Origin of the sequence: Streptomyces sp. NPDC012637, assembly GCF_042954805.1 — a bacterium.
Classification (GTDB): domain Bacteria; phylum Actinomycetota; class Actinomycetes; order Streptomycetales; family Streptomycetaceae; genus Streptomyces.
The window spans coordinates 68,735-93,443 of sequence record NZ_JBIBDS010000004.1 but is presented as its reverse complement, the minus strand read 5'-3'; the positions used below and the strand labels follow the sequence as shown (position 1 = coordinate 93,443).

Annotated in this window: 23 protein-coding genes; 17 read left to right on the top strand and 6 right to left on the bottom strand. The window is 72.6% G+C overall.

What is annotated here, in order from left to right; genetic code table 11:
- Positions 1 to 175: 175 nt before the first annotated feature.
- The 5 genes from ACFY8W_RS17415 (at position 176) to ACFY8W_RS17395 (ending at position 5,023) form a co-directional block, all read left to right on the top strand.
- Positions 176 to 2,221, top strand: coding sequence for an FUSC family protein (locus ACFY8W_RS17415; protein WP_391105730.1), 2,046 nt, complete (start codon positions 176 to 178; stop codon positions 2,219 to 2,221).
- An 86-nt stretch (positions 2,222 to 2,307) separates the two neighbouring features.
- On the top strand, positions 2,308 to 2,844 hold the full coding sequence (locus ACFY8W_RS17410) for a hypothetical protein (protein ID WP_391105729.1): 537 nt from the start codon (positions 2,308 to 2,310) through the stop codon (positions 2,842 to 2,844).
- An 84-nt stretch (positions 2,845 to 2,928) separates the two neighbouring features.
- Positions 2,929 to 3,525 carry a SigE family RNA polymerase sigma factor gene (locus tag ACFY8W_RS17405; protein ID WP_391105727.1) on the top strand — a complete coding sequence of 199 codons (597 nt, stop codon included), beginning with the start codon at positions 2,929 to 2,931 and terminating at the stop codon, positions 3,523 to 3,525.
- On the top strand, positions 3,522 to 4,601 hold the full coding sequence (locus ACFY8W_RS17400; RefSeq protein WP_391105725.1) for a hypothetical protein: 1,080 nt from the start codon (positions 3,522 to 3,524) through the stop codon (positions 4,599 to 4,601). Before ACFY8W_RS17405 ends, ACFY8W_RS17400 begins: the two co-directional genes overlap by 4 nt.
- Before the next feature lie 209 nt (positions 4,602 to 4,810).
- Entirely contained in the window at positions 4,811 to 5,023 is a 213-nt protein-coding gene (locus ACFY8W_RS17395) for a DUF397 domain-containing protein (protein WP_164986359.1), read from the top strand.
- 190 nt (positions 5,024 to 5,213) lie between these two features.
- Here ACFY8W_RS17395 and ACFY8W_RS17390 read toward each other — a convergent pair whose 3' ends face one another.
- Complete coding sequence (locus tag ACFY8W_RS17390) at positions 5,214 to 5,729, bottom strand: ATP-binding protein (protein WP_391105723.1); 516 nt, start codon at positions 5,727 to 5,729, stop codon at positions 5,214 to 5,216.
- A 326-nt stretch (positions 5,730 to 6,055) separates the two neighbouring features.
- Between ACFY8W_RS17390 and ACFY8W_RS17385 the strand changes: the two genes are divergently transcribed.
- The 7 genes from ACFY8W_RS17385 to ACFY8W_RS17355 all read left to right on the top strand — a co-directional run bounded on the left by ACFY8W_RS17385 (position 6,056) and on the right by ACFY8W_RS17355 (position 13,213).
- Positions 6,056 to 6,928 carry a Scr1 family TA system antitoxin-like transcriptional regulator gene (locus ACFY8W_RS17385; protein WP_391105721.1) on the top strand — a complete coding sequence of 291 codons (873 nt, stop codon included), beginning with the start codon at positions 6,056 to 6,058 and terminating at the stop codon, positions 6,926 to 6,928.
- Positions 6,929 to 7,021: 93 nt separating this feature from the next.
- Positions 7,022 to 8,533: an aldehyde dehydrogenase family protein gene (locus ACFY8W_RS17380; protein ID WP_391105719.1), complete on the top strand. Its 1,512-nt coding sequence runs from the start codon at positions 7,022 to 7,024 to the stop codon at positions 8,531 to 8,533.
- Between the two features lie 195 nt (positions 8,534 to 8,728).
- Positions 8,729 to 9,298, top strand: coding sequence for a DUF664 domain-containing protein (locus ACFY8W_RS17375; protein WP_391105717.1), 570 nt, complete (start codon positions 8,729 to 8,731; stop codon positions 9,296 to 9,298).
- Between the two features lie 34 nt (positions 9,299 to 9,332).
- Complete coding sequence (locus tag ACFY8W_RS17370) at positions 9,333 to 9,977, top strand: helix-turn-helix transcriptional regulator (protein ID WP_391105715.1); 645 nt, start codon at positions 9,333 to 9,335, stop codon at positions 9,975 to 9,977.
- Between the two features lie 97 nt (positions 9,978 to 10,074).
- Complete coding sequence (locus ACFY8W_RS17365) at positions 10,075 to 11,040, top strand: ATP-binding cassette domain-containing protein (protein WP_391105713.1); 966 nt, start codon at positions 10,075 to 10,077, stop codon at positions 11,038 to 11,040.
- Positions 11,037 to 11,801: an ABC transporter permease gene (locus tag ACFY8W_RS17360; protein WP_391105711.1), complete on the top strand. Its 765-nt coding sequence runs from the start codon at positions 11,037 to 11,039 to the stop codon at positions 11,799 to 11,801. Before ACFY8W_RS17365 ends, ACFY8W_RS17360 begins: the two co-directional genes overlap by 4 nt.
- A 290-nt stretch (positions 11,802 to 12,091) precedes the next feature.
- Positions 12,092 to 13,213 (top strand): WD40/YVTN/BNR-like repeat-containing protein, encoded by a 1,122-nt coding sequence (locus ACFY8W_RS17355; protein ID WP_391105709.1) that lies wholly within the window; start codon positions 12,092 to 12,094, stop codon positions 13,211 to 13,213.
- Between the two features lie 148 nt (positions 13,214 to 13,361).
- Here the strand turns inward: ACFY8W_RS17355 and ACFY8W_RS17350 are convergent, their stop codons facing one another.
- Genes ACFY8W_RS17350 through ACFY8W_RS17340 form a run of 3 tightly spaced genes read right to left on the bottom strand, consistent with a single transcriptional unit; the run spans position 13,362 to position 16,564 of the window.
- Positions 13,362 to 14,777, bottom strand: coding sequence for a glutamate decarboxylase (locus ACFY8W_RS17350; protein WP_391105707.1), 1,416 nt, complete (start codon positions 14,775 to 14,777; stop codon positions 13,362 to 13,364).
- Positions 14,778 to 14,834: 57 nt separating this feature from the next.
- On the bottom strand, positions 14,835 to 16,142 hold the full coding sequence (locus tag ACFY8W_RS17345; RefSeq protein ID WP_391105705.1) for an ion channel protein: 1,308 nt from the start codon (positions 16,140 to 16,142) through the stop codon (positions 14,835 to 14,837).
- A 53-nt stretch (positions 16,143 to 16,195) separates the two neighbouring features.
- The gene (locus ACFY8W_RS17340; protein ID WP_391105703.1) at positions 16,196 to 16,564 is read right to left on the bottom strand and encodes a heavy metal-binding domain-containing protein; all 369 of its coding nucleotides are present in this window, start codon (positions 16,562 to 16,564) and stop codon (positions 16,196 to 16,198) included.
- A gap of 237 nt (positions 16,565 to 16,801) precedes the next feature.
- Between ACFY8W_RS17340 and ACFY8W_RS17335 the strand changes: the two genes are divergently transcribed.
- Positions 16,802 to 17,515, top strand: coding sequence for a VTT domain-containing protein (locus tag ACFY8W_RS17335; RefSeq protein ID WP_391105701.1), 714 nt, complete (start codon positions 16,802 to 16,804; stop codon positions 17,513 to 17,515).
- A gap of 41 nt (positions 17,516 to 17,556) precedes the next feature.
- Here the strand turns inward: ACFY8W_RS17335 and ACFY8W_RS17330 are convergent, their stop codons facing one another.
- Both ACFY8W_RS17330 and ACFY8W_RS17325 read right to left on the bottom strand, forming a co-directional pair.
- The gene (locus ACFY8W_RS17330; RefSeq protein WP_391106820.1) at positions 17,557 to 19,224 is read right to left on the bottom strand and encodes a threonine/serine exporter family protein; all 1,668 of its coding nucleotides are present in this window, start codon (positions 19,222 to 19,224) and stop codon (positions 17,557 to 17,559) included.
- A 152-nt stretch (positions 19,225 to 19,376) separates the two neighbouring features.
- Positions 19,377 to 19,868, bottom strand: a complete 492-nt coding sequence (locus tag ACFY8W_RS17325) for an inorganic diphosphatase (RefSeq protein ID WP_384408496.1) — start codon at positions 19,866 to 19,868, stop codon at positions 19,377 to 19,379.
- A 105-nt stretch (positions 19,869 to 19,973) separates the two neighbouring features.
- Between ACFY8W_RS17325 and dacB the strand changes: the two genes are divergently transcribed.
- The 4 genes from dacB to hpt all read left to right on the top strand — a co-directional run bounded on the left by dacB (position 19,974) and on the right by hpt (position 24,589).
- Positions 19,974 to 21,497, top strand: coding sequence for a D-alanyl-D-alanine carboxypeptidase/D-alanyl-D-alanine-endopeptidase (dacB, locus tag ACFY8W_RS17320; protein ID WP_391105698.1), 1,524 nt, complete (start codon positions 19,974 to 19,976; stop codon positions 21,495 to 21,497).
- 107 nt (positions 21,498 to 21,604) lie between these two features.
- On the top strand, positions 21,605 to 22,744 hold the full coding sequence (locus ACFY8W_RS17315) for a zinc-dependent metalloprotease (RefSeq protein WP_391105696.1): 1,140 nt from the start codon (positions 21,605 to 21,607) through the stop codon (positions 22,742 to 22,744).
- A gap of 198 nt (positions 22,745 to 22,942) precedes the next feature.
- Positions 22,943 to 24,007 (top strand): tRNA lysidine(34) synthetase TilS, encoded by a 1,065-nt coding sequence (gene tilS / locus ACFY8W_RS17310; RefSeq protein WP_391105694.1) that lies wholly within the window; start codon positions 22,943 to 22,945, stop codon positions 24,005 to 24,007.
- A 42-nt stretch (positions 24,008 to 24,049) separates the two neighbouring features.
- The gene (gene hpt, locus ACFY8W_RS17305) at positions 24,050 to 24,589 is read left to right on the top strand and encodes a hypoxanthine phosphoribosyltransferase (protein ID WP_384408871.1); all 540 of its coding nucleotides are present in this window, start codon (positions 24,050 to 24,052) and stop codon (positions 24,587 to 24,589) included.
- Positions 24,590 to 24,709: the final 120 nt, after the last annotated feature.

Genomic DNA, 24,709 nt, shown 5'->3' with positions numbered 1-24,709 from the left:
CAGGGCGCGGCACCCTGCCGACACCCCGCCGGCGAAGCCTCACGCCGCACCCGGCGAAGCCTCACGCCGCACCCGGCGAAGCCTCACGCTCGGCGGAGGCTCGCTCCCCCTGGCGAGCCTCACACCACACCACCCATATGACCGTTTCGCCCCTTTGTGCCGCTAGGCTCGGCCCATGAGCTGGCTCCGCGCGCTGAAGGAGACCGCGCGCTCCGGGCTCTCGGTCGAGCGGCGGCGGTTGGAGCCCGCCGTGGCCGGACGGGGGGCGCTCGGGCTGGCGCTGGTCGTCGGGGTGTCGCTCGCGCTGTTCGGGCCCGCGGTGGCGGCCTCGTCCGCGTTCGGTGCGTTCCAGGCCGCGATCGCGACCTTCCAGCGCTCGTACCGCCCCCGCCCCACCCTCGCCCTCGCTTCCGGCGCGAGCCTCGCCGTGTCCACCTTCCTCGGCTATCTGACCGGCGCCCACCTCGTCCTCTTCCTGCTCCTGCTCGCCGTGTGGACCTTCGTCGCCGGCCTCGCCTGGGCCGTCGGCCCCACCGCCGGGATCATCGCCTCCTCCAACGTGGCGATCATGCTGGTCACCGTCACCCTCCCCACCTCCGTGGCCACCGCCGCCGGCCACGCCGCGATGATCGCCGTCGGCGGCCTGGTCCAGGCGGTCCTCATCGTCCTGATGCCGGTGCGCCGCTGGGGCGCCCAGCGCGACGCGCTCGCCGACGCGCTCGCCGCGGAGGCGGACTACGCCCGCCGGCTGCGGCACGACCCGACCGCGTCCTTCGACCCCGTACCGCTGATGACCGCCCGCAGTGCCGCCGCCGTCACCCCGCGCCAGGCCCGCCGCCGGCCCGCCGAACTGCACGGCGCCCGCGGCCTCGCCGAGCGGATCCGGCCGGTGCTCGCCTCCCTCGCTGACCCGGCGGTCGGCGCGCCCGCCGAAGGGCCGCAACGGGACCGGGTACGGGAGCTGCTCGGCGCGGCCGGCGAGGTCCTGGACGCCTGCGCGCACGCCATCCGGCACGGCGAGCCGGTCGAGCTGCCCCCGGCCGCCGTCGCCGCGCTCCGCACGCCCGACACCGGCGCGATCCTGTCCGGCGCGCCCCGCCGGGCCGCGACCCGGCTCGCCGCGCTGCTCGGCGACGTCGTGGAGACGGCGGAGCCGCGCACGGAGACGGCGGCCGGGGCGCGCAGCCGTCCGACGCTGCTGCGACTCCTCCCGGTCGCGCTCGGCCGGATGCGCGCCGAGCTGCGGCACGACTCGCCGGTCCTGCGCCACGCCGTCCGCGTCACCGCCGTCGCGACCGCCGGCTACCTCCTCGGCACCGCGCTCCCCCTCGGCCACGGCTACTGGGCGCCGATGGCCTCGGTGATGGTGATGCGCCCGGACTTCTCGCAGACGTACGCCCGTTCCGTCGCCCGCTTCGGCGGCACGCTCGTGGGCGTGGCCCTGGCGACGGGCATCGTGCAGACGGCCCACCCGGGCACCTGGCTCTCGGCCGGCCTGGCCGTGTTCTGCGCGTTCGGGATGTACCTGCTGATGCGCACGGGCTACGCGGCGAGCCAGGTCTTCGTCGCCGCGTACGTCGTCTTCCTGCTCGGCATGGAGGGAGTGGGCGTCACCCAGACCGTGCGCGACCGGGTGCTCCTGACCCTGCTCGGCGGGCTGCTCGCGATGCTGTCGTACGCCGTCTACCCGGCCTGGGAGACGCCGCGGCTGCGCGGCCGGCTCGCCGACTGGCTCACGGCGGACGGGCGTTACGCGGCGACCGTCGTCGCCCACTACGCGGAACCGGCGGGCCCCGTCTGCCCGGACGTCCGCGAGGCCCTGCTCGCCAACCGGGCGGCCAGGATCGCGTGGCAGGAGGGCGTCGCCCGGGCCACCCACGAGCCGGTGCGGCACCGGGGCATGTCCCGCGCGGCGGCCGGAGAGGCCGAGGACGCGCTGGCCCAGTGCGGGCGGGTCGCGATGCTCCTGGAAGCGCACCTTCCGGAGCGCGGCGCCCCGCCCGTACCGGAGGCCGCGGCGCTCGCGGAGGCGCTGCGCCGGGCGACGGAGCGGGGCGCGAAGGCCGTACGGGAACGGAGGACGCCGCGCTGGGAGGAGCTGCGCGAGACCGTCGAGGCCTGGGAGCGGGGCGAGGGGGCGCCGGACCACTTCCTGCTGCGCAAGGGCGCCGTGCTGCTCCTGGCGGCCCTCGACGAGCTGTCGGCGGTTCTCGCGCGCTGAGATTTTCCGTCGCCATGTCATCCACCCTGCGGCGGAACGGAGTTGGAAGGGGTGAGGACCGCTCACCGGAAACCAGGAGCAACCGTATGAAGAAGTACCTGCCGGCCGCGGCCGCCGTCGTGGCCGTGCTCGCGGCCGCGTCCGCGACCCCGGCCGCCGCCACAGCCGCCGCACCCGTTCCCTCCGCGAGCACGGTCGCCCCGTCCCCGTCCCCCGTCCGCGTCGTCGCCTCCGGCGAGCGCGTGGACGCCGGCGGCGGCTGGACGGTGTGGCTGACCGAGGAGGGCAAGCACTGGTCGGGCCCCGACGGTTACGAGAACTTCCGCAGCGTCGTCGACGGCAACGTCGACCTGTCCCGGCCGGGCGTCAGTCACCAGTCGGAGGGCTCCGAGGCCGGCGTGTTCCACTCCGGCCTCTTCTACGGCACCAAGAAGGCCGGGCAGGTGGTCCTGACCGGCACCGACGGCACGAAGACGACGGCGGCCCTGCTCGAACTGCCCGGCCGTCCCGGCTGGGGCGTCTGGTACGCGCACACCGGGCCGGAGAACGACGGCGGAGCCGCCGTCGCGCTCTACGACCGCAACGGGAGGCTGCTGGCCGAGCTCCCGGGCTGGAACGCCTGACCCCTCGTCGTGCGTGTTCCTTTGCAGGGCCCGGCACGGGGCGGGCCCTGCACCTCTCCCTCCGTGAGCCCGAGGTCGGTCACCGTGTCGTCGTACGAGCCCGCCGAGCCGCAGGAGTCCGTCGGAGAAGACGACGGGTTCGCCGCGTTCGCCGTCGGTGCCTGGCCGCGCCTGGTCCGCACGGCCCAGCTCCTCACCGGCGACTTCCACGAGGCCGAGGACCTGGTGCAGACGACCCTCGCCAAGGTGTACGGCCGCTGGCGCCGGGTCCCGCGCCAGGAGATCGACCTGTACGTGCGCCGCGCGCTGATCAACAACAACCTCAGCCGGCTGCGCCGCAAGCGCGTGGTCCACCTGCTGACCCCGGTGCTCCCGGAGTCGTTACGGCACGCGTCCGCGGGGCACGCGGAGGCGGTCGAGCAGCGCACCGCGCTGCTCGCGGCCCTCGCCGACCTGCCGGCCCGCCAGCGCGCCGTGATGGTGCTGCGGTACTGGGAGGACCTGAGCGAGTCGGAGATCGCCGCGGTGCTCGACTGCTCGATCGGTACGGTCAAGACGCACGCCCGGCGCGGTCTCGCCGCGCTGCGCTCCCATCCCGGCCTCGCCCTGCCTGGTCCCGCGCCCACCTCCGGGCCCTCCCGCCCCACCACCCCCACGACCTCCGCCGGAGCCCGACGATGACCCCCGCATCAGACTCCGAACCCACTTCCGAGCCGGACTCCGAACGCGCCGTCTCCGAACGCGCGGTCTCCGAACGGGCCGTCTCCGAACGGGCGGTCTCCGAACGGGCCGTCTCCGAACGCGCGGTCTCCGAACGGGCCGTCTCCGAACGCGCGGTCTCCGAACGGGCCGTCTCCGAACGCGCCGTCTCCGAACGCGCCGCGGTCCAGGGCTCCGGTCCCGGCGCCGAAGCGGAACGCGACGCCGATGTCCGTTCCACCGTCCAGGCCGACGTCCACACCGATGCCCGGGCCGCCGCCCGTACCCATGCCGATGTCGGTCCCGACCTCGATCCTGAGGTCGACGGGCGTCTGCGCGCCGCGTTCGCCGAGGCCGCGCACGACATCACGCCGAACCCGGTGCCGCTGGCGGCCGTCCGCCGCCAGGGCCGGGCGCACCGGCGCCGCCGGGCGGTGGCCTTCGCGGCCCTGGCGGTGCTCTCGGTGTCCGGCGCGGCGACGGTGGCCCGGCTGTCGCTGCCCGCCGACCACGCGGTGACCCTGGCCCCGCCCGTACCGCGTACGCCGCCCGCGTCGCTCCCGCCCTCGCCCCGTACCCCGGCCGCCGCGGCCCCGGGCCGGGCCGACGCTCCTCAGGTGACCGAGGTCCGCGTGGTGCGGTCGGGGGAGCGGGTGGACGCGGGGAAGGGCTGGACGGTGTGGCTGACCGCCGGGGGCAAGCACTGGACGGGGCCGGACGGCTACGAGAACTCCCGCAGCGTGACGGACGGCAACGTCGACACCGCCGCGCCGGGCGTCTCGTACCAGAGCGAGGGCGACGGCAAGGGCGTCTTCCACTCGGGGCTCTACTACGGCACGCGCTCCGTGGGCCGGGTGGAGCTGCGCGGGGCGGACGGGCCGGCGGTCCTCGCGACGCTCCTGGAGCTGCCGGGCCGCCCGGGCTGGGGCGTCTGGTACGCGTACACGCCGGTCACCGCAGCCCCAGGCGCCCAGGATCCGGGGACCGCGGACCTGTATCTGTACGACCGCTCGGGCAGGCGGCTCGCCGATCTCCCCGGCACCCATGGCAACCGATAGGCCCTCACGTACCGTCAGAGCTCAGGGGTCGGCCCTTCGCCCTACCGGCGAGTAGACGCTCAGTCGCGTAGTCACTACGCCACCCCTCGTGCACGTGCATCTGCTCATGCAGGCGCATGTGAACACGGCTATGATCCGAGGAAGTTGACACGTGCATCAATCATCTCGGGGAGCTCCCAGTGCATCACGCGGATCACGCGTACAACGGCATGGCGGCCACGGAGCTTCGTGGTGTCGTGTGGCAGAAGAGCCGGCACAGCAACTCCCAGGGTGCCTGTGTGGAGTTCGCGAAGCTGCCCGGAGGGAACGTCGCCGTGCGCAACTCGCGCCACCCCGACGGCCCCGCGCTCGTCTACACGCCCGCCGAGATCGAGGCCATGCTCCTGGGGATCAAGGATGGGGAGTTCGACCACCTGGTGTGAACCGCGGGCCGTGAGTGGCAGATGCATGCGGCAGACGCGCACGGCAGATGCGAATGGCAGATGCATTCCGCGGACGTGAACGCGGACGTGAACCGCAGCGGGACGGCGCGCGGAGGCGTGCCGCGGAACGGGAAGGGCCCCGATGGCCGTCGCCACCGGGGCCCTTCCCGTTCCCGTATGTCACCGCGTGCTATTCCGGCCCCAGCCGGAACAGCGCCCACACCACCTTGCCCTGGAGCGTGCCGGCGAGCGGGTGCCAGCCCCAGCCGTCGCTGAACGACTCCACCAGGAACAGACCCCGGCCCGACTCCGCGGCGAAGTCCTCGTCGTCCTTGCGTGCTTCCGGGCTGGCCTGGCTGGGGTCGCGCACGGCGCACACCAGGCGCGAGGCCCAGCGCATGAGGTGCAGCCGGACGGGCGGATTCAGGCCTTCCTCGTGCTCCGACGCCGCGGCCGGATCCGTACCCGCCGGCACCGCGTGCCGCAGGGCGTTCGTCACGAGTTCGGACACGACGAGCGCGACGTCGTCGAAGCGGTCCGCGAGATCCCAGTTGCTGAGCGTCTGACTGGTGAACTTCCGTGCGCCGCGCACCGCTTCGTAGCGGGGCGGCAGGGCGCAGGAGGCCGAGTTGGACACCGTCGCGGGATCGATCGGCGGAAGCCCCTGCCGTAACGGCTCGAGCATGGTCGATCCATTCGGTCCCATGCGAGGCACTCCCGGGAATCGCGGCGGTGGTGCGACAAAGGCGGTGCGACAACGGCGCGGCAGCACGCGAGAGTACGCGGCTGTGCGGGCACCATGGTTCCGAATGCAACCGAGGGATGCAAGGGCAGATGCACGTGCACGCGCCGGACCTGTCCGTCCCCGACCCGAATCTGTGCATAAGTCGTCCACCGGTCGTGTGGAAGGTGCCCGGAACCCGCCCTCTATCCGTAATCGAATGTGTACGCGCTGAAGCGTTTAGTGGCAGAATCCGGGGCTCGACGGGGGCTCGACAGCGAGAGCAGCACCGTGAAGGGGAGGCTGGAGCCGTGACGGCAGGCGAATCGAGCGGGGCGAGCGGGAGCGTGGTGCGCCGCATCCTGCTGGGCTCCCAGTTGAGGCGACTGCGCGAATCGCGTGGCATCACCCGGGAAGCCGCCGGTTATTCGATCCGGGCGTCCGAATCCAAGATCAGCCGTATGGAGTTGGGAAGGGTGAGCTTCAAGGCCAGGGACGTCGAGGACCTGCTCACGCTCTACGGCGTCAACGACGAGGCCGAGCGCGGCTCGCTGCTCCGTCTGGTCCGCGAGGCCAACCTCGCGGGCTGGTGGCACAGTTACGGCGACGTGCTGCCGGGCTGGTTCCAGACGTACATCGGTCTCGAGGGTGCCGCCTCGCTCATCCGCATCTACGAGGTCCAGTTCGTCCACGGCCTGTTGCAGACCGAGGCCTACGCCCACGCGGTCGTCACCCGCGGCATGCCCGGCGCCCCGCACGCCGAGATCGAGCGCCGGGTCGCGCTCCGCCTGGAGCGCCAGAAGGTCCTCGTCTCGGAGAACGCCCCGCACGTCCACGCCGTCCTCGACGAGGCCGCGCTGCGCCGTCCGTACGGCGACCGGGCCGTCATGCAGGGGCAGTTGAGGCACCTCATCGAGGTCTCCGAGCACCCCAACATCACGCTGCAGGTGATGCCGTTCAGCTTCGGCGGCCACGCGGGCGAGAGCGGCGCCTTCTCCATGCTGAGCTTCCCCGACGACGACCTCTCCGACATCGTCTATCTGGAGCAGCTGACCGGCGCCCTCTACCTCGACAAGCGCGAGGAGGTCGGCCAGTACGTGCGCGTGATGGAAAGGCTCCAGAAGGACAGCCCCGATCCCGCGGAAAGCCGTGATCTTCTTCGAGGACTCCTTCAACTCTCCTGATACGTCAGTACGATGACGGGACATCAGTGAGACGGCTGTGACGCGGCAGCTGTCCGTGCCGACGTCCGCCACCGCGGGTAAGGGGTCTCGTCCATGGCTTCCTCGTCTTCGTCGTCCTCGGCGTCCTCGTCTTCGGCGTCCTCGTCTTCGGACTACTTCACCGAACTGGCGCACCAGTACATCGACGGCGAGTGGAAGCCCGGCAGCGGCTCGTGGGACATCATCGACTTCAACCCGTACACCGGGGAGAAGCTGGCGGCCATCACGGTCGCCACCGCCGCCGAGGTGGACCGCGCCTACCGGGCCGCCGAGCGCGCCCAGGCCGCGTGGGCCGAGACCAACCCGTACAGCCGCCGGCTCGTCTTCGAGCGTGCGCTGCGGATCGTCGAGGAGCGCGAGGAGGAGATCGCCGAGGCGATCGTCGCCGAGCTCGGCGGCACCCGCCTCAAGGCGGGGTTCGAGCTGCACCTGGCCAAGGAGTTCCTGCGCGAGGCGATCCAGCTGGCGCTGCGCCCCGAGGGCAGCATCCTGCCCTCGCCGGTGGACGGCAAGGAGAACCGGGTCTACCGCCTGCCGGTCGGCGTCGTCGGCGTCATCTCGCCCTTCAACTTCCCCTTCCTCCTCTCGATCAAGTCGGTGGCCCCGGCGCTCGCCCTCGGCAACGCCGTCGTGCTCAAGCCGCACCAGAACACCCCGGTCTGCGGCGGCACCCTGGTCGCCAAGGTCCTGGAGGACGCCGGGCTCCCGGCCGGTCTGCTCAACGTCGTCGTCACCGACATCGCCGAGATCGGCGACACGCTCCTCACCCACCCGGTGCCCAAGGTGATCTCCTTCACCGGCTCCGACCGGACCGGCCGCCACGTCGCCACCGTCTGTGCCGAGCACTTCAAGCACGCCGTGCTCGAACTCGGCGGCAACAGCGCCCTGATCGTCCTCGACGACGCCGACGTCGACTACGCGGTGGACGCGGCCGTCTTCAGCCGGTTCGTGCACCAGGGGCAGGTCTGCATGGCCGCCAACCGGATCCTGGTGGACCGCACCCTGGAGGCGGAGTTCACCGAGAAGTTCGTCGCCAAGGTGAAGACGCTGCGGGTCGGCGACCCGGCCGACCCGGCCACCCACATCGGCCCGCTCATCAACTCCCAGCAGGCGGAGGCCGTCTCGGCGGTCGTCGAGCAGACGGTGGCGGGCGGCGCGACCGCCCTGCTGCGCGGCTCGGTCGAGGGCAGCCTGGTCGCCCCGACCGTCCTCACCGGCATCGCCGCCGACGCGCCCGTCCTCTCCCAGGAGATCTTCGGCCCGGTGGCCCTGATCGTGCCGTTCGACGGCGAGGACGAGGCCGTACGGATCGCCAACGACACCCCGTACGGCCTGAGCGGCGCCGTCCACACCGGCGACATCGAGCGGGGCGTGCGGATCGCCAAGCGCATCCACACCGGCATGATCCACATCAACGACGGCACCGTGCACGACGAGCCGATCGTGCCGTTCGGCGGCGAGAAGCAGTCGGGCGTCGGCCGGCTCAACGGCGAGGCGATGATCGAGGCGTTCACGACGCAGAAGTGGATCTCGATCCAGCACGGGCGCAGCCGCTTCCCGTTCTAGCTCCCGGACGGCCGGCGGTCAGCCGACTGTCTCCAGGGCCTGCTTGGCGTTGGCCGTGGGACGTCGCCCGGGTGATCCGAGGGATCGGATCCGCTTCGGCATTGAGGACCGTAGCTGTCCGCAAGGGTCCGTAGCGTGGTCGGTGTCGAGAAGGAAACCCGTCCGGTGCCCCGGACGCTATGGGAGGCGGCAGTCATGGTTGCTCTTGTTCCCGCGGAGAAGCCCGGCGACGAGCGCGGAGCGTTCCTCAACTTCATCGAGGCCCAGCGCGCCGCGGTCGTCCGGGCGTCCCTCGGGCTCACCGAGGAGCAGGCGGCGAGCCGCCCGAGCGCCAGCGAGCTCAGCCTCTCCGGCCTGATCAAGCACGTCGCGGAGGTCGAGCTCAACTGGCTGCGGCTCGCCCAGCAGCGGCCGAACGAGCGGCAGCGGACCCAGGAGACCTGGGACGAGGCCTTCCGGCTCCTGGACGGCGAGTCCGTGCCGGAGACGGTGGCCTTCTGGCAGGGCGTCGCGAAGGAGACGGAGGAGTTCGTCCTGGGCGTGCCGAGCCTGGACGACACCTTCCCGCTGCCGCCGGCGCCCTGGTTCCCGAAGGACGGCCGGGTCTCGGTCCGGTGGATGCTGCTGCACCTGGTCCAGGAGATCGGCCGGCACGCGGGGCACGCGGACATCATCCGCGAGTCGCTCGACGGCAAGGGCTCCTTCGAGCTGATCGGGCTGGAGCAGGCCGGGGCCGCGGCGGAAGGCCCGGGGACGGTCTCCTAGTCAAGGTTGACCACTCCGTCACTAGACTCGGGGCATGTCAGCGATCCGTCTTCTCGTCCTGGGTGCGGTCAGGATGCACGGCCGCGCCCACGGCTACCAGGTGCGCAACGACCTGGAGTACTGGGGCGCGCACGAGTGGTCCAACGCCAAGCCCGGCTCGATCTACCACGCGCTCAAGCAGATGGCGAAGCAGGGACTGCTGGCCGCCGACGAGATCGCGCCGAGCACGGCGGGCGGTCCGCCGCGGGTCGAGTACGAGATCACGGACGCGGGCCGGGAGGAGTACTTCCGGCTGCTGCGCGAGGCGCTGGCGACGTACGACCAGCAGATGGACGTGCTGTCCTCGGCCGTCGGCTTCATCGTGGACCTGCCGCGCGCGGAGGCCGTGGAGCTGCTGCGGGCCCGGGTGCGCGGCCTGGACGAGTGGCGGGCGGCGGTCACCGAGTACTACACGCCGGAGGGCGGCCCCGGGCAGCTCGGCCACATCGGGGAGATCATGCACCTCTGGGTGCACTCGGCCGACGCGGGCCGGGAGTGGACCCTGGGGCTGATCGAGCGCATCGAGGGCGGGGCGTACGTGTTCGCGGGCGAGGGCGAGCCCTTCGTGGGCGTGCTCGCGGAGGGGCAGGAGAACCCGTACGCGACGGGTCCGCACCCCGACGACGAGAAGATGAGCTAATCAAGTTTGACTAGGCGCCCGGGAGGGCATAGCCTCCCCCGTCGCGATGGTGGTCAAATTTGACTACGGCGCTTTGCGGAGAAAGCGGAGGAAACGGATGTCATCAGACGCGATCCTCATGGACGGCGCACGGAAGAGCTACGGGGGCGAGCCCGCCCTGAACGGCCTGGACCTCGCCGTCGCGCGCGGGACGGTGCACGGCCTGCTCGGCCCCAACGGCGCCGGGAAGACCACGACCGTACGCGTCCTCGCCACGCTGCTCCGCCACGACGAGGGCGTGGCGAGGGTGGCCGGGTACGACGTACGGCGGCAGGCCGCCGACGTGCGGCGGCGGATCGGGCTGCTCGGCCAGCACGCGGCGCTCGACGAGGAGCTGTCCGGCCGGCAGAACCTGGAGATGTTCGGGCGGCTGTACCACCTGGGCGCGCGGCGCGCGGGGCGGCGCGCGGACGAGCTCCTGGAGCGGTTCGGGCTCGCGGACACCGGCCGCAAGCCGGTACGGCGGTTCAGCGGCGGCATGCGACGGCGGCTCGACCTGGCCGCCTCGCTGATCACCGATCCCGAGGTGCTCTTCCTCGACGAGCCGACCACCGGGCTCGACCCGCGGGGGCGCGGCGAGGTGTGGGAGGCCGTGCGCTCCCTGGTCGGCGGCGGCACGACGGTGCTGCTGACCACCCAGTACCTGGAGGAGGCCGACCAGCTGGCCGACCGGATCTCGGTCGTCGACCGGGGCCGGGTGGTGGCCGACGGCACGCCCGACGAACTGAAGAGCCGCGCCGGCCGGGACCGGATCGACGTGGTGGTACGGGACGGCGCCCGGCTGGACGAGGCGGTGGCGGTGCTGCCGTTCGGGCCGGCCGGTCCGGACGGGGCGGACGTGGACCGTGACCGGCGGCGGATCAGCGCGCCCGTCGAGGACCGGATGGCCTCGCTGGCCCTGACCGTACGGGCCCTGGAGGAGGCGGGCATCGAGGCGGAGGACATCGCGCTGCGGCGCCCGACGCTCGACGAGGTGTTCCTGCACCTGACCGGTGCGCAGGAGCGGACGGAGGTGGCCGCATGAGCGCGGCGTACGTGGTGGGCGACTGCTGGACCATGACCCGGCGGGAGCTGGCGCACTGGGCGCGGCAGCCGGTGCAGGTGGTGGTCGGGCTGGTCTTCCCGGTCATGATGCTGCTGATGTTCGGCTATCTGGTCGGCGGCGGCCGGGCGGTCGAGGGCGAGTACGTCGACTTCCTCGTGCCGGGGATGCTGACCCTGACCATGGTCTTCGGGCTCGAAGGCACGATGACGGCGGTCACCCAGGACCTGAACAAGGGCGTGATCGACCGCTTCCGCGCCATGCCGATGACCGACGGCGCGGTGCTGGTGGGGCGCGCGGCGGCCGACATGCTCCAGTCCACGGTGGGGCTGCTCCTGATGGTCGGCGTCGGTCACGCGTTGGGCTGGCGGGCGCACGGCGGGCTCGGGGCCTTCGCCGGCGCCGTCGGGCTGCTGCTCCTGCTGCGGTTCGCGATGCTGTGGGCGGGGATCTTCCTGGGCCTGGTCGCGGGGCGCACGGAGCTGGTGCAGGCGGTGCAGATCCTGGTCTGGCCGGTCGGCTTCCTCTCGAACGCGTTCGCCTCGCCCGAGGCGATGCCGGACTGGCTGGGCGCGGCCGTGGAGTGGAACCCGATGTCGGCGACCGCGACGGCGGTGCGGGACCTGCTCGGCGGCCCGGGCGGCGAACCGGGCTGGGTGGGCGCGGCGGTGGTGTGGCCGCTGGCGCTCGTAGCGGTCTTCTTCCCGCTGGCGGTACGGAAGTTCGGGCGGCTGGGGAAATAGCGCGGGAGGTGGGAACCCGGAGGCGGTGAGCGGTGTAACAGAAGCAGACGGAGAACAGGGGGAGTGCGATGCGAGGTTCCTGGACGGCTGCTTCTTGCTCGGCTTGCACGGCTTGCACGGCTTGCACGGCTTATACGGCTGGTACGGCGTGTACGGCTTCTTGGACGACTGCCCGGACGGGTTCTTCCCGGGCGCGTTCGTGGAGGGCGGCCTGTGCCGCTCTGCTTCTGCTGGTGCTCGCGGCCTGCACGGGGTCGCCGGCGCCCACGGCACCGCCGCCGGGAACGCCGGTGCCGAAGACATCGGTGCCGAGGACGCCGGCGGTGGACGGGCGGTTCGGGGCTCCGGCGCGGATACCGTCCGCGCCGGGGCTGCCCGGCTGGGCACACAGTGCGGGCTTCGCCGCCGACGGCAGCGGGTTCGTGCTGCTGGTGCAGTGCGTCACGGACGAGGCCCGGCCGGCGAACGGCTTCTGCCGTCAGCAGGTCGCCGTGCTCGACAGGGGCGCGCGGTCCTGGGCGCTCCGGTCGACCCCGCTGCCCGAGATACCGGCGACGGGGGGCGTCTCGGCCGGGCTCACGGTGCTCGGTCCCGGGCGGGCGCTGATCGAGGACGGCGGCGGCGAGGAGCCGGAGCGGACCTGGTTCACCCGGGACGGCGGCCGGAACTGGCGGGCGGTCGACCGGCGGACGGTCGGCAGGACGCCGCTGATACCCGGCGGCGCAGTCCTGGCCACGGCGTGCGCGGCGCCCGCGGGGGCCGGCCCGGACGAGTGCACCCGTGAGCGGCTGGTGGTGATCTCGCCGGAGGACGGGCGGCGCCGGGCGCTCGCCCGGGTGCCGCAGCTCGGGGCCCACCCGCGCCCGGCGCCCGTGGTGGAGCCGGACGGTTCGTGGTGGGTGTCCGGCGTCGAGCCGGCCTCGGGGCGGGCCGCGGTCGCCGTCTCCCGTGACGGGGGGCGGAGTTGGGCCGTCAGTCCGCTGCCGAGCCCCGGCGGCGGGGCTCCCGGCCTGCACGTCACGGTCGCGGTCGGCCCGGACGCGGTCTACGCGGCCGAGCTGGGCGAACTGGACGGCGGAGAGCCGGTGAAGAACCCGATGAGGGCCCTGCACCGCTCCCTCGACGGTGGCCGCACCTGGACCCGGATGTGGACCACCGGCCCCGACCGGGAGCCGCGCACGCTCCAGGGCCTGCCGGTGCCCGGCCCGGGCGGCCGGGTGACGGTGCCGGCCGAGCTCGCGGCGTACGAGAGCACGGACGGTGGCCGGAGCTTCCGCGAGACCGGTGACGGCACGTCCTGGGTGCGGCGTACCGGGATCGGCCTGCTGCGGGAGGCGGACCGCTGTCAGTTCCGGTCGAGCAGGGACGGGGTGCGCTGGTCGGAGTTCCTGCTGGCCTGCGAGGACGACTGACGGACCGGCGGCGGATTACGGCGCCTGGTGGAGGCCTACGGCGGCAGTGGGGGCAGGTGGGGGCCTGCGGCGGCAGGTGGGGCCTACGGCGGCCGGTGGCGGCTGGTAGGGGCCTACGGCGGCCGGTGGTGGGCGCGGGCGGCGGTGCTCAGTGGTGGAAGGAGGTCGCGGCGTCCTTGTCGTGGGTGAACGGGCGGGACTGGCGCCGTAGTTCGGGAAGGAGGCGGCCGAGGTCCTCCAGGAGGAGGTGCGCGAGGTCGGCGGAGAAGCCGTTGCGGCACACGATGCGCAGGACCGACAGGTCCTCGCGGTGGGCCGGGAAGGTGTAGGCGGGGACGAGCCAGCCGCTTTCGCGCAGCCGTCGGGAGACGTCGAAGACGTCGAAGGAGGTGACGTCGGGGGCGGTGGTGAAGGCGAAGACGGGCAGTTGGTCGCCGCGGGTGAGGAGGCGGAAGTCGCCGAGGTCCTCGATCTTCCCGGCCAGGCTCCGGGCGACGTCGCGGCTGGTCTGCTGGACGGTCCGGTAGCCCTCGCGGCCGAGTCTGAGGAACGTGTAGTACTGGGCGACGACCTGGGCTCCGGGCCGGGAGAAGTTGAGGGCGAAGGTCGGCATGTCGCCGCCCAGGTAGTTGACCCGGAAGACGAGTTCCTCGGGCAGTTCGGCGGCGGAGCGCCACAGGGCCCAGCCGACGCCCGGGTAGACGAGACCGTATTTGTGGCCGGAGGTGTTGATCGAGGAGACGCGCGGGAGCCGGAAGTCCCAGACCGTTTCCTCGTCGAGGAAGGGGGCGACCATGGCGCCGGAGGCGCCGTCCACGTGGACGGGGATGTCGAGGCCGGTGCGGGCCTGGAGCTCGTCGAGGGCGGCGCAGATGTCGGCGACGGGTTCGTAGGAGCCGTCGAAGGTGGAGCCGAGGACGGCGACGACGCCGATGGTGTTCTCGTCGCAGAGTGCGGCGGCGGAGGCCGCGTCGAGGTGGAAGCGGTCGCCCTCCATGGGCACGAGACGGGGTTCGACCTCCCAGAAGTTGCAGAACTTGTCCCAGCAGACCTGGACGTTGACGCCCATGACCAGGTTGGGCCGGGCGGCGGGGTAGCGGTCGGCGTTGCGTTTCGTCCAGCGGCGCTTGAGGGCCAGGCCGGCGAGCATGCAGGCCTCGCTGGAGCCGGTGGTGGAACAGCCGACGGCGGTGGAGGGATCGGGCGCGTGCCAGAGGTCGGCGAGCATGGCGACGCAGCGGCGCTCGAGTTCGGCGGTGCGCGGGTACTCGTCCTTGTCGATCATGTTCTTGTCGCGGCACTCGCTCATGAGCACGCCGGCCTGGGGCTCCATCCAGGTGGTGACGAACGTGGCGAGGTTGAGGCGGGAGTTGCCGTCGAGCATCAGCTCGTCGTGGACGAGCTGGTAGGCGCTCATGGGCGGCAGCGGCCCGTCGGGCAGGCGGTGGCGCGGCGGGGCCTCGGTCATGCCGCCGACCGGGTTGGCCTCGCCGAGGAAGGGGTTGAAGGACAGGCGGCGGAAGTGTGCGGTGTCGTGCTCGTCGGGTCCCTTGTGCAGCGGCACGGGATCTCCTCCCTCTGGGGCGGCCGGCTCCTCCGGGGGCAGGCCGGGGGTGCGGGCTCAGCGCAGGGACTTGCCTTGTTCGTCGAGTTGCAGGAAGGGGCGGCCGGTGACGACCAGCCAGGCGGGCAGGGACGCGAGGCAGAGCAGGGCGACCATGGCCGGGGAGGCGGCGATCACGGCGGCGACGAAGAGGCTCACCCAGCCCTGCCGCGTGGTGGCGAGCAGGACGCCGAGGACGCCGGCGGAGACGGCGACGGTGGGGTTGATCTCGGTGACGAGCGCCTGGGCGCAGAGCCCGAACGCGGCGCCGACGAAGACGGCGGGGAAGACCCGGCCGCCGCGGAAGCCGCAGGAGCCGGCGACGAGCAGGGCGGCCAGTTTCACGACGGCGAGCTTGGCCAGGTCGCCCGAGCTGAGGGAGCCGATGTCCTGGACGATCTCCTGGGTCTCGTGGAGCCCCTTGAACAGCGTCAGATGTCCGCCGACGGTGGCGAGGAGACCGAGGACGAGTCCGCCGACGGGCAGGGTCAGCATGGGATGGCCCAGACGGGTGAAGGCCCGGTGGACGTGGGGGTAGGCGTAGCAGGCGAGGAGGCCGAAGGCGGCGGCCAGGGTGGCGAGGACGAGGGCGGCGAGCAGGTCCTCGTAGCCGGGGGTGGTCAGCGGGGGCAGCCCCATGTCGAAGCTGGGGCTGGAGGCCAGCTGGGTGGTCATGGACCCGGCGCCGGCGGCCAGCAGCGGGGCGAAGAGCTGGTCCCAGAGGGACCCGCGGCTCGGCGTCGACGCCAGGGCCTCGGAGATGACGAGGGCGGCGGCGACCGGGGTGCCGAACAGGGCGCCGAGGGTGCCGGCGATGCCCAGGGACACCCAGAAGGCGCCGGGCACGGCCGGGAAGGCGCGGTGGCCGAGCCAGTAGGCGAGGGCGATGGCGCTGCCGATCGTCGGGCTCTCCGGTCCGAGGCTGACGCCGCCGGCGAGGGCGAGGGTGCTGGCGAGGAGCAGGCCGGGCACCACGGTGGGCGGCAGCGGCGGGCCGCCGAGCCCTTCCATGGCCGGGTCGTGCCCGGCGTGCCCGGGCGCCTTCCAGACGACCAGGCCGACCGCGATGCCGGTCGCGGTGAGCATCACGATCATCCAGAGCGCGGAGTAGTGGCCGATGCCGAGCGCGTCCGGAAGGTCGTTCCACATCAGTTCCTGGAGCTGGTCGGCCAGCTCGCTGACCCCGAGGAAGAGCAGCCCGGAGCCCACCCCGACCACGAGTGCGGGCAGGATCTGGGGCAGCAGGACCCTCAGGGGTGCCTCGGGCGCGCGTCTCGCGGGGGTCTCGGTGGCCACCGCCCCACCATAAGGGAGCAAATGCCGCATAACATCCCGAGATTCGGCCCTTCAGCTCACATCCCGTCAGGGCCGGGGGAGGGTCAGCCGAGCGGCTCGATCACCACGGCGGTGCCGTAGGCGCACACCTCCGTGCCCACGTCCGCGGCCTCCGTGACGTCGAAGCGGAACATCAGGACCGCGTTCGCGCCGCGCGCGCTCGCCTGCTCCACCAGGCGTTCCATCGCCTGGTTGCGGGTCTGTACCAGCGTCTTCGTCAGGCCCTTCAGCTCGCCGCCGATCATCGACTTCAGGCCCGCGCCGATCTGGCTGCCCAGGTGCCGTGAGCGCACCGTCAGGCCGAAGACCTCGCCGATCACCTGCCGCACCCGGTAGCCGGGCACGTCGTTCGTCGTCACGACCAGCACATCTGCCTGCGTGGACTGCCCGCCGCCGTACTCGTCGATGCTCATCCGCATCCACCTCCTGGCCCACAGCCTGGCGGCGGCCCGGCGCGCCCGCATCCGGTGCGGAGCCGGGCGGGCACGGGGAGTCGCCGGGCCACCCGCGGCAGGACGCGGGTGGACGCGGGTGGACGCGGGTGGAACCCGGGGGGTTCACTTCGCGTTGGTAGCTTGGGGCTGCAGTCCTGTACGACAATCCCCCTTCACACCCTTCTCGCCCCCACCGACCGCAGGAGCCCGGAACCCGTGAACACGCTTGCCCTCGGACCGAGCTGGCTGGACCCGGACTATCTGATCCAGACCTTCGGTCTGATCGGTGTCCTCGTCATCGTCTTCGCCGAGTCCGGACTCCTCATCGGCTTCTTCCTGCCGGGTGACTCGCTGCTCTTCACCACCGGCCTCCTCGTCACCACCGGGAAGCTCGAAACCCCCTTGTGGGTGGTGTGCACGCTGGTCGTCGCCGCGGCGATCATCGGCGACCAGGTGGGCTACCTCTTCGGCCGCAAGGTCGGCCCGGCGCTCTTCAAGCGCCCGGACTCCAAGCTCTTCAAGCAGGAGAACGTCGAGAAGGCCCACGAGTTCTTCGAGAAGCACGGCCCGAAGTCGCTGATCCTGGCCCGCTTCGTGCCGATCGTGCGGACCTTCACGCCGATCATCGCCGGCGTCAGCCGGATGAACTACCGCTCCTTCATCACGTTCAACGTCATCGGCGGCGTGCTGTGGGGCGCGGGCGTGACGCTGCTCGGCGCCTCCCTCGGCAAGATCGACTTCGTGCACAAGCACATCGAGATGATCCTCATCGGCATCGTGCTGATCTCGGTGGTCCCGATCGTGATCGAGTACCTGCGGGCCCGCTCCCAGTCCAAGAAGAACGCCGCCGACAACGGCGCGAACGGCGACCACGACGGCCCCGGCACCCCGAACCCGCCGGCCGAGCGCGGCCGCCACGCCAAGCGCTGACCCGGGGCCCACGGACCCGGCCGCGCGAGCGCGCGTAAGGCTCAGAAGCCCCTCGTGCGCTTCGCCGCGCGGCGGGCCGCCGCCGCGCCCGGAGCCTGCATGAAGAGGCGCGCCAGCTCGCCTCCCAGGTTCACGCCGATCGCGATGGCCAGGGCCAGGGCCGCCGCCTTCGCCAGCGAGCCGAAGCCCTGGTCCAGGTTGTTCTGCGCGATCGCGAGCACCCCGAAGTACGTCGCGGAACCCGGCAGCAGCGGACCGATCGCCGCCGTCACGTACGGCAGCGACGAGGTGTGGTGGTAGCGGGCGGCCAGCTGGCCGAAAAGGCCCACCAGACCCGCCGCCACCGCCGTCGCCATCACCGCGGAGCCGTCCGCGGTGACCGCGATCGACGCGTACACCACCCAGGCCACCCCGCCGTTCAGCGTCGCGAACAGCACCGTCGCCCGGGACTGCTGCAGCAGGATCGCGAAGGTCGCGCACAGCACCATCGACGCCGCGATCTGCACCCACGGCCGCTCGACCGGGCTCAGCGCGCCCTCCGGGTTCAGCTCGGCGTCGAACTGCACCGCCAGGTACAGCACCGACAGCACGCCCACCACGATCGCCACGAAGAAGTACCCGACCTCCAGGAGCCGGGCCGAGGCCGTGATGTAGAAGCCGGTGAGACCGTCCTGCACGGCCGCCACCAGCGCCCGCCCCGGGATCAGCGCGAACAGCCCACCCGTGATCACCGCCGAGGGCCGCAGATCGGCGTGCAGCAGCGTCAGCGCCACACCCACCGCCGCCGGCGGCATCGCCGCCACCAGGAACTGGTAGAACTCCGGCAGCCCGCGCCCCGCGAACAGCCACGCGAGCCGGTCGCCCAGCATCGCGCCCAGCGCCGCCACGAAGAACACCGTCGGCCCGCCGCCGAGCAGCACCGAGGCCGCGCCCGCCAGGACGCCGGCCGCCGCCGTCAGCACCCAGCCCGGGTACGGGTGCCGGTTGCGCCGGATCTCCGCGAGCCGCCGGTACGCCTCCTCCGGCGACACGTCGTGGTCCGGGTCGTTGATGTCGGCGAGCAGCAGGTAGACCGCCGCCAGCCGGGTGTAGTCGGTGCCCCTGCGCCGTACCGTACGGTTCGCCGTCACCGGGTCGTCCACCAGCGAGGGCTGGTACGTGATCGACAGCAGCGTGAACGTCACCGTCGGCTCGCAGCGGTCGAGCCCGTACGAGCGGCAGATCGCGAACATGGCCGCCTCGACGTCCTCCGCGCCCTCACCGCCCGCGAGCAGCAGCTCGCCGATGCGCAGGGTCAGGTCCAGCACGCGCGGCACCGGCGGCCCGGCCTCGTCGGCCTTCCGCGGCGCCTCAGGCACCGGCCGCTCGCCGACCGGCAGCCGCAGCATCGTCCGCATCCGGTCCTGCCACGGTGCGTCCTGCGGCAGCTTCGCCAGCGGTATGCCGTACGCCGGCGTGAACGCCGGAGGGGGATGATGGGCCGAATCCGCCGAGTACGCCGACGGCGGGGCGAAGGCGGAACCTTCCTGCTCGGCCTGCGGCTCGGGCGCGAGGCCCTCCGGCAGGGCGAACTCGGAGGTCGGATGCTCCTCCTCGGGCGGCTCCGGCGGCTCCACCCCGGCTGGCGGGATGAACGCGCTGCGCGCCTCGTCGGAAGGCGGCTTCCGGTCCTCCGGGACCTCCTCCGGCCCGTCCGGCTTCGCCACCACTCTCCTCGCCCTCATTCCGGCCTGGTACCCGCACCGCCGGACCCCATACGGGCCGGCTGAAGCCCAGTATGAACGCGCGAAGGGCGGCGCACCTCAGCAGGTGCACCGCCCTCGCACAAGATCGGATCAGGCCGACCTCGGGTCAAGCCGGCTCAGTGGCCGCCCGACTCCTTGAAGCGCTTGTACGACTTCTCGATCTCGGCCTCGGCCTCGGCGCGGCCGACCCAGTCGGCGCCCTCGACGGACTTGCCCGGCTCCAGGTCCTTGTAGACCTCGAAGAAGTGCTGGATCTCGAGGCGGTCGAACTCCGGCACGTGGTGGATGTCGCGCAGGTGCTCCATGCGCGGGTCCGTCGCCGGGACGCACAGCAGCTTGTCGTCGCCGCCGGCCTCGTCCGTCATGCGGAACATGCCGATGGCGCGGCACTTGATCAGGCAGCCCGGGAAGGTCGGCTCGTCGAGGATGACGAGCGCGTCCAGCGGGTCGCCGTCCTCACCGAGGGTGTTCTCGACGAAGCCGTAGTCCGTCGGGTAGGCGGTCGAGGTGAAGAGGCGGCGGTCCAGGCGGATCCGACCGGTCTCGTGGTCGACCTCGTACTTGTTCCGCGACCCCTTGGGGATCTCGATGGTGACGTCGAACTCCACGGGTGGATCTCCTCCTGAATCAACACATGTCAATGCTCGCGACGACGCGCGGTGGTTAAGTGTCTCTCACGCACGCTCTTGATCGCGAAAGGGGCTGGTCATCACATGCCGGAGCCGAGAACCTGGCAGCTCGCGGCGGGCTCCGCCGTGCTCGGTCTGGCCCTGGCCGCCGGCGCGGCCGGCGCGGCCGGCCCGTGGGACTCCGGCCAGCGTAAGGCCGAGCGGGCCCGGGCGGTCCTCGCCGACGGCCGAGGTGGCGCACATCACGCCGGCCCGCCCGCCGGCACCGCCCCGCACCGCCCCGCCCCCGCACCCAGCGCCCCCGGCGTACTGCGCGCCCTCGACGCCGGCGTCCGCCCCGCCGCCCCCGGCGGCACCAAGGAGACCACCCGGACGGGCGACCTCGCCGCCGTCCTCGTCCCCCTCCTCGCCGACCCCGCCCTCGGACCGCTGCGCACCGCCTCCGTCGTCGACACCACCACCGGCAGGCAGCTGTACGGGGAAGGCGCCGCCACCCCGATGACCCCGGCGTCCACCGTCAAGATCGCCACCGCGGCCGCCGCGCTCTCCGCCCTCGGCCCCGACCACCGGATCGCCACCACGACCGTCGCCGCACCCGACGGCCGCACCGTCACCCTCGTCGGCGGCGGCGACCCCACCCTCGACCGGACCCGGCTGAAGGCCCTCGCCGACGCCACCGCCCGCGCCCTCAAGGCCCGCGGCACCACCACGCCCGTCCGCCTCACGTACGACACGAGCCTCTACAAGGGCCCCACGTACCACCCGATCGGCCCCAACGAGAACCTCGCCCCCGTCACCGCCCTCATGACCGACGAGGGCCGCCTCGACGACAGCCGCAGCGGCCCCGCGCCGCGCACCGCCGACCCGGCGGGCGACACCGCCACCGCCTTCGCCGGCCTGCTGCACGACGCCGGCATCACCGTCCAGGGCACCCCCGCCCCCGGCAAGGCCCCGAAGGCCGCCAAGACCCCCGGCGCCACCGGCACCGACAAGGCCACCGGCACCGGGACCCACAAGGCCACAGGGACCGCCGCGCCCAAGGCCGCCGCGGTCCTCGCCCGCACCGAATCCGCGCCCCTCGCCGACCTCGTCGAACGCACCCTCACCACCAGCGACAACGACCTCGCCGAAGCCCTCGCCCGGCAGACCGCCCTCGCCCGCAGGCAGCCCGCGAGCTTCGCCGGCGCCGGCAAGGCCGTCCACGACGAACTCGCCCGGCTCGGCCTCCCCCTCGCCGGAGCCCGCCTCGCCGACGGCAGCGGACTCGACCGGAACGACCGCGTCTCCGCCGCCCTGCTCACCGGCATCCTCACCCGAGCGGCCGACCCAGCCCGCCCCGCCCTGCGGCCCGTCCTCACCGGACTGCCCGTCGGCGGCTTCAGCGGCACCCTCGCCGGACGCTTCGACACCGGCCCCGCCACCTCCGGCGCCGGCCTCGTCCGCGCCAAGACCGGCACCCTCACCGGCGTCAACACCCTCGCCGGCACCGTCGTCACCGCCGACGGCCGGCTCCTCGCCTTCGCCTTCCTCGCCGGCCGCACCAGCTCCCCCCACACCGCCCAGCCCGCCCTCGACCGGCTCTCCGCCGCCCTCGCCCCACCTCGCTGACCCGCGGCGACCCACGCGACCCGCCCCACGCCGCCCACCCCCGCCCGACCCGCCCCGAACACACCCGAACCCTCACCAGACCGGCGCCGAGAACGTACGGTTGACGCATGACGAGCATCGGTGGTGCAGGCACATCGGGGATGGTCGACTGGAATCTCGCCGTCGCGACGGCGACCCGACTGGTGCGCCCGGGCCCGGAGGTGACCCGGGAGGAGGCGCGCGAGGTCGTCGCAGAACTCCGCCGCCACGCCCGGGCCGCCGAGGAACACGTCCGCGGCTACACGCGCATGATCCCCGACGGCCACACCCCCGACGACACGCCCGTCCTCGTCGTCGACCGGGTCGGCTGGATCAAGGCAAACGTCGCAGGCTTCCGCGAACTGCTCTCCCCGCTCCTCGACAAGATGAAGGAACGCCGCTCCACCACCCCCGGCGGCACCGTCCTCAGCACCGTCGGCGGCAAGGTCACCGGCGTCGAGCTCGGCATGCTGCTGTCCTTCCTGGCCTCCCGCATCCTCGGCCAGTACGAGACCTTCGCCCCCGCCACCCGCGAACTGCCCGCCGGCACCGACGGCGGCGGCCGCCTCCTGCTCGTCGCCCCCAACATCGTCCACGTCGAGCGCGAACTCGACGTCGACCCGCACGACTTCCGGCTCTGGGTCTGCCTCCACGAGGAGACCCACCGCACCCAGTTCACCGGCGTCCCCTGGCTCCGCGACCACCTCCAGGGCGAGATCCAGTCGTTCCTCGCCGCCACCGACGTCGACCCCGGCACCGTCGTCGAACGCCTCCGCGAAGCCGCCCAGGCCCTCGCCGGCGGCCGCCCCGAAGGCGAGCACGGCGAGCCCTCGCCCTCCCTCGTCGAACTCGTCCAGACCCCCGAACAGCGCGAGATCCTCGGCCGCCTCACCGCGGTCATGTCCCTGCTCGAAGGCCACGCCGACTACGTCATGGACGGCGTCGGACCCGAAGTCGTCCCCTCCGTCACCGAGATCCGCGAGAAGTTCCAGCAGCGCCGCGCCCGCGGCGCCTCCCGCCTCGACCTCGCCCTGCGCAAGCTCCTCGGCCTCGACGCCAAGCTCCGCCAGTACCGCGACGGCGAACGCTTCGTCCGCGCCGTCGTCGACCAGGTCGGCATGGAAGGCTTCAACCGCGTATGGACCTCGCCCAACACGCTCCCCACCAAGAGCGAGATCGCCAAGCCCGCCGACTGGGTGGCGAGGGTGCACCGTAAGGCAGACTCGTGAGACGGGTGCGTCGGATGGCGGAACGACACCGCACCAATCACCCATCCGAGGGACCCTAGACGGCGGGTAAGGCGTGCAATGCTCGGCTGACGGCCAGGTTCTGTCACCATCGACGCACTCTGAGTGACCGAACCCCCTATTCCGACCGTTAAGACTCCGACCGAGGCACCCCACTCTCTCCACGAAGGGCACCGGACAATGGGTCCCCATCCTGCGGTCGCGGCGATACGCCTGGCGGTCCGCCGCGTACTCCACGACGTCCTCACCGAGCACTCCACCCCGCACCACGACACGCCGTCCGGCCCCCAGCCCCCCGGCCCCACCCCGCTGGGCACCACCCCGGACCGACCCGCTCCCCTGGTCCTCGTGGCCTGCTCCGGAGGAGCCGACTCCATGGCGCTCGCCTCCGCGCTCGCCTTCGAAGCCCGCAAGCTCGACCTCCGCGCCGGCGGCATCACCGTCGACCACGGCCTCCAGACCGGCTCCGGCCAGCGCGCCCGCGAAGTCGCCGACCGCATGACCGCCCTCGGCCTCGACCCCGTCGAAGCCGTCGCCGTCACCGTCGGCCGCGACGGAGGCCCCGAAGCCGCCGCCCGCGACGCCCGCTACGCCGCCCTCGACGCCGCCGCACAGCGCCACGGCGCCACCGCCATCCTGCTCGGACACACCCGCGACGACCAGGCCGAAACCGTCCTCCTCGGCCTCGCCCGCGGCTCCGGCATCCGCTCCCTGTCCGGCATGGCCGCCGTCTCCGGCACCGCCCGCCGCTACCGCCGCCCCTTCCTGGAGCTCGACCGGCAGACCGTACGCAAGGCCTGCATCGCCCAGGAACTCGCCGTCTGGGACGACCCCCACAACAGCGACCCCGCGTACACCCGCTCCCGACTCCGCCACGAAGGCCTCCCCGCCCTCGAGAAGGCCCTCGGCAAGGGAGTCGTCGAAGCCCTCGCCCGAACGGCCCAGCTCTCCCGCGACGACGCCGACGCCCTCGACTCCTGGGCCGCCGACGCCGAGGCCTCCGTACGCGACGAAGCCGGCCGCCTCGAATGCGCCAAACTCTTCGGCCTGCCGCCCGCCGTCCGCCGCCGCGTCCTGCGCCGCGCCGTGATCGCCGAAGGCGCGCCCGCCGGCTCCCTCTTCGCCCGCCACATCGAGGAAATCGACCGGCTCATCACCGGATGGCGCGGCCAGGGAGCCATCAACCTGCCCGGCCGCGTCGAGGCACTGCGACAGGGTGGCAGACTGGTCATTCGGCAAGGCTGACGCAAGGCTGCAACGAAAGTGACGCGGGTGAACGAGAAGGACATGGGCGGCGACCTCAAGTCGGTGCTCATCACCAAGGAAGAGATCGACGCGAAGCTGGCCGAGCTGGCCGCGAAGATCGACACGGAGTACGCGGGCAAGGACCTGCTCATCGTCGGCGTCCTCAAGGGCGCCGTGATGGTGATGGCGGACCTGGCACGCGCCCTGTCCACCCCCGTCACCATGGACTGGATGGCCGTCTCCTCCTACGGAGCCGGCACCCAGTCCTCCGGAGTGGTCCGGATCCTCAAGGACCTCGACACCGACATCAAGGGCAAGCACGTCCTGATCGTCGAGGACATCATCGACTCGGGCCTGACCCTGTCCTGGCTCCTGTCCAACCTCGGCTCGCGCGAGCCGGCCTCGCTGGAGGTCTGCACCCTCCTGCGCAAGCCGGACGCCGCCAAGGTCGCGATCGACGTCAAGTGGATCGGCTTCGACATCCCGAACGAGTTCGTCGTCGGATACGGCCTCGACTACGCCGAGAAGTACCGCAATCTCCCGTTCGTCGGCACCCTCGCCCCGCACGTCTACGGCGGCTGAAGGACCACGACCCACGGGAACCCGCACCGTCTTCCCTCCGTTGAACCATGGGAAGACGGTCGCGGGTGACAATGCTGGGGTACCGTCCGAAGAACAGCTTTTTCATACCGCAGCTCCAAA

Coding starts and splice junctions, on each gene's coding strand:
- ACFY8W_RS17370 (WP_391105715.1), top strand. CDS start 9,333: ATGTCAGCGATCCGTCTTCTCGTCCTGGGTGCGGTCAGGATGCACGGC.
- ACFY8W_RS17390 (WP_391105723.1), bottom strand. CDS start 5,729: ATGGGACCGAATGGATCGACCATGCTCGAGCCGTTACGGCAGGGGCTT.
- ACFY8W_RS17375 (WP_391105717.1), top strand. CDS start 8,729: ATGGTTGCTCTTGTTCCCGCGGAGAAGCCCGGCGACGAGCGCGGAGCG.
- dacB (WP_391105698.1), top strand. CDS start 19,974: ATGCCGGAGCCGAGAACCTGGCAGCTCGCGGCGGGCTCCGCCGTGCTC.
- ACFY8W_RS17400 (WP_391105725.1), top strand. CDS start 3,522: ATGACCCCCGCATCAGACTCCGAACCCACTTCCGAGCCGGACTCCGAA.
- ACFY8W_RS17315 (WP_391105696.1), top strand. CDS start 21,605: ATGACGAGCATCGGTGGTGCAGGCACATCGGGGATGGTCGACTGGAAT.
- ACFY8W_RS17360 (WP_391105711.1), top strand. CDS start 11,037: ATGAGCGCGGCGTACGTGGTGGGCGACTGCTGGACCATGACCCGGCGG.
- ACFY8W_RS17395 (WP_164986359.1), top strand. CDS start 4,811: ATGGCGGCCACGGAGCTTCGTGGTGTCGTGTGGCAGAAGAGCCGGCAC.
- ACFY8W_RS17345 (WP_391105705.1), bottom strand. CDS start 16,142: ATGCGGCATTTGCTCCCTTATGGTGGGGCGGTGGCCACCGAGACCCCC.
- tilS (WP_391105694.1), top strand. CDS start 22,943: ATGGGTCCCCATCCTGCGGTCGCGGCGATACGCCTGGCGGTCCGCCGC.
- hpt (WP_384408871.1), top strand. CDS start 24,050: ATGGGCGGCGACCTCAAGTCGGTGCTCATCACCAAGGAAGAGATCGAC.
- ACFY8W_RS17340 (WP_391105703.1), bottom strand. CDS start 16,564: ATGAGCATCGACGAGTACGGCGGCGGGCAGTCCACGCAGGCAGATGTG.
- ACFY8W_RS17415 (WP_391105730.1), top strand. CDS start 176: ATGAGCTGGCTCCGCGCGCTGAAGGAGACCGCGCGCTCCGGGCTCTCG.
- ACFY8W_RS17410 (WP_391105729.1), top strand. CDS start 2,308: ATGAAGAAGTACCTGCCGGCCGCGGCCGCCGTCGTGGCCGTGCTCGCG.
- ACFY8W_RS17380 (WP_391105719.1), top strand. CDS start 7,022: ATGGCTTCCTCGTCTTCGTCGTCCTCGGCGTCCTCGTCTTCGGCGTCC.
- ACFY8W_RS17365 (WP_391105713.1), top strand. CDS start 10,075: ATGTCATCAGACGCGATCCTCATGGACGGCGCACGGAAGAGCTACGGG.